The organism is Sinomonas sp. (genome assembly GCF_036848755.1).
GTDB lineage: Bacteria > Actinomycetota > Actinomycetes > Actinomycetales > Micrococcaceae > Sinomonas.
The window spans coordinates 1-3,190 of sequence record NZ_DAIUJO010000034.1 but is presented as its reverse complement, the minus strand read 5'-3'; the positions used below and the strand labels follow the sequence as shown (position 1 = coordinate 3,190).

Below are 3,190 nucleotides of genomic sequence, written 5' to 3'. Positions count from 1 at the left end.
GGCAGCGAGCCGTGGGAGGTCTACACCGTCACCGGTGACGCCCGCCCCGACCTGGAGGGCAAGACCAGCCTCGACCTCGCGGCCGCCCTCGTGGCTCCCCCCCCCCCGCTGTTTCTGGGCGAGCCCCCCCCCCGGCTGGGCCCCCCCCTGGGGGGGTGCCGGCGCAACGGGGAGAGGGGGCGACGCCGCCGCCCCGGCTCACGGGCGAGCTGCGCCTCCGCGTTGGGGTGCGCGGGAGCCGCAGCACCGCCGTCGGCCAGTTCACGTCAGGCTCCCTCCGGGTCCTGCGGGCCCACTACCCGGACGCGTCGGGGCAGCCCTCCTTCACGATCGTCAACCCGGGCGGCGGCTACCTCGGCGGGGATGCCTACGCGACGCGCGTCGACGTCCTCCCCGCGGCGTCCGTGCTGCTCACGACGCAGTCCGCGACGAAGGTCTACCGGACGCCGCAGGGCCCCGCCCGGGCCATCCAGCACTTCGAGCTCGCGCCCGGCGCGCGCCTCGAGTCGGTTCCCGACGCGCTCATCGCCTACCGCGAGGCCCGGTACCAGCAGGACACCTTCGTCGAGATGGCCCCGGATGCCTCGCTCGCGCTCGGGGAGATCGTCACGCAGGGCTGGTCGCCAGACGGCACGCCGTTTCGCTTCGAGGAGGTCTCCCTCCTGACGCGCGTACGGGTCGGGGGGCGCCTCGCCGTGGCAGACAACCTCCTCATCCGGCCCGCGGAGGGCGGAGCGGGGCATCTCATGCTTGCCGGCCGCTCGCATGTCGCGTCCCTGCTCGTCGTCGATCCGAGGGCCGACGACGGCGCTGTCGCCGCGGTCCGCGGGTTGCTCGCCGAACGCTTCCCTACGTCTGGGCCCCCAACGGGCGCCCCGCTTGTCGACGCCCCCCTCGTCGGCGTCACGCGCCTCGCGGTGCCGGGGTTCGCTATTCGTGCCCTCACCGGCTCGACTCGGTCGGCGGAGACCGTGATCCACACCGTGCTCGACTGGATGCGCGCGGCGTGGCACGGGCAAGCTCCACTGAACCTGCGGAAGCTGTGACGCCCGTCGTCGTCCGAATGCCACGTAACCAGCATTAAACACCCACGTCATTCCTCGGCAAGCTCGTCTCCGTACTCTGGAAGCAACGAACCGGCCGGAGCCGTCGAGCAGCAAGCTCGGGTCCCGGCGCCAGATCCCTTCGAGGCCCCGGAGGGGCCGTGCCCGCGGAGCATTGAGCGCTCCGGGCGCGGCCCCGACGTCCGGAGCGGAGCGGGACCGGGCCTGTGATAGACCGGACGGCATGACGACAGCCGAACACATCGGTGGCTCGCCCTCGGGCGAACCAGTAACGGGCGACGCCGGGACTCGGCTCCGAGTCCGCGTCCCCATGCGCTGGGGCGACATGGACGCCTACGGCCACATCAACAACGTGCAGATCGTGCGCATGCTCGAGGAAGCCCGCATTGCGGCCTTCGGCCCTCCCGGCGGCACCGGCGCATCCGGCGTCGACCCCATCGTCCCCCTGTTCTCGGACGTCCCCGAGGGGACGCTGGCCCTCGTCGTCGAACACCGCGTGCGCTACCTCAAACCGCTCGACTACCGGAACGTCGCCGCCGAGGTGGATGTCTGGGTGAGCGGCCTCAAGGCCGCAGCCCTCACCCTCGACTACGTCATCCACGATCCCGTCGACGGCCACGAATGCGTGCGGGCGACGACGGCCGTCGCCTTCGTCGACGAAGGTTCCGGGCGGCTTCTGCGTCTGAGCGAGGAGCAGCGCGGTCGCCTCGCGCCCTATGTGGGGAAGGGCTTGTTCGAGCGCTGAGAGCTGCTGCGGGGACGTAGGGCCCTTGACACCACGTAGGCCCCGTCTAAGCTGAACCGGTCTGCTGTGCAGCGCTACCCGGCCGGATGCTGGAGGCCGACGGGCGGCTATCGCGCCGGCTGTGGGAGGGGCCTGTCCACGCGGCGTCGCCCTAATCTGGCCCGCACCTCCCGTTAGAAGCGCACCATGCCGACCAACATCGTCACAGCCCTCGCAGCAAAGTCTCTCGACGCTCCAGACGAGAGGCGACGTCCAGACAAGTCCGAAATCGACATTGTCAACCTCGGCGACTACACCATAGGCCGTTTCAGCTTCGACGTGGGCTGGAAGTGGTCTGACTGCATCAAGCCCGTAGTCCACACCGACAGTTGCCAGAACAACCACGTGGGGTACTGCATTTCGGGATCGTTGGAGGTCCGTCTGGACAACGGAGAGACCGCCAGCGTCAAGGCAGGGGACTCCTACACCATTCCTCCGGGCCATGACGCCTGGGTTGTCGGCGACGAGAAATTCGTCGGGCTCGAATTCCTGAGTGCTGCCACCTTCGCCAAGGCTGACTAGCACAACCCATCAGGGTCCGGGCCGTCTCACTGTGACGCACACCCTCGCACGTCCCGGACCCCACCTGACCGCGGGGAAATGGCCATGAATCGGAGGCACGTGGTGAATCGAACAATACGCACGCTGGGGGCCGTGGCTGCACTTGTCCTGCCTCTGATCGTGAGTCCATCATTGCTGGCCGTGCCGGCGTACGCCGTCACGTGCCAGCCGGGTACGAGCGCGCCGAGCGACAGCTATCCCGGCACTGTGGTGAAGGCCGACAACTTCGAGTCAGGCACGCTGTCGGGATACGTTGTCCAAACTCAGGGAACCGGGACGGTAACGGTCTCCTCGGCCCAGGCCCACGACGGCGCCTGTTCGGCCTACATCCACGCGACCACGGATTCGACTTCGCTGGCGAATTTCTCGACCCCGCTGCCTTCCGGCACCCAGGAGGTCTACGCCGACGGCTGGTTCGACATCGCCCAGGCAGGCGTCTCGGGCTGGGACGTCCCGTACTTCCGCTTCTTCTCAGGCGGCACCCGGTTCGTCGACGTCTACCGGTACGACGACAACGGCCAGCTGTGGCTGCGGGTCCTGTCGCCCACGGGATCGTTCACCTACACCCGGCTGACGTCCTCCACCATTCCGTTGAACAGCTGGCACCACGTCGTCGTGCATGTCATCCCGAAGGGGAGCACCACCACCGTCCAGGTGTGGTTCGACGGCGCCTCGATGTACTCCAGTTCGCAGGTGAACACCGTGGCGTCCTCCGTGACGAGCGTCATGAACGGTGCCGAGCACTACCAGCAGATGGAGGACACCTACATTGACGATCTGA

At 68.5% G+C, this 3,190-nt stretch carries 4 protein-coding genes; all 4 read left to right on the top strand.

The window, feature by feature from the left end:
• Window positions 1-155: 155 nt before the first annotated feature.
• The gene (locus V7053_RS07520) at window positions 156-1,046 is read left to right on the top strand and encodes an urease accessory protein UreD (RefSeq protein WP_334171651.1); all 891 of its coding nucleotides are present in this window, start codon (window positions 156-158) and stop codon (window positions 1,044-1,046) included.
• A 328-nt stretch (window positions 1,047-1,374) separates the two neighbouring features.
• The gene (locus V7053_RS07515; protein WP_334171677.1) at window positions 1,375-1,809 is read left to right on the top strand and encodes an acyl-CoA thioesterase; all 435 of its coding nucleotides are present in this window, start codon (window positions 1,375-1,377) and stop codon (window positions 1,807-1,809) included.
• A gap of 186 nt (window positions 1,810-1,995) precedes the next feature.
• Window positions 1,996-2,370, top strand: coding sequence for a cupin domain-containing protein (locus V7053_RS07510; RefSeq protein ID WP_334171650.1), 375 nt, complete (start codon window positions 1,996-1,998; stop codon window positions 2,368-2,370).
• 159 nt (window positions 2,371-2,529) lie between these two features.
• Window positions 2,530-3,190, top strand: a 661-nt coding sequence (locus V7053_RS07505; RefSeq protein ID WP_334171649.1) for a hypothetical protein, incomplete at its 3' end; no start/stop codon positions are given.

Bases quoted from the DNA above. Each gene is read 5' to 3' on its own strand.
- V7053_RS07515 (WP_334171677.1), top strand. From the start codon at position 1,375: ATGCGCTGGGGCGACATGGACGCCTACGGCCACATCAACAACGTGCAG.
- V7053_RS07510 (WP_334171650.1), top strand. From the start codon at position 1,996: ATGCCGACCAACATCGTCACAGCCCTCGCAGCAAAGTCTCTCGACGCT.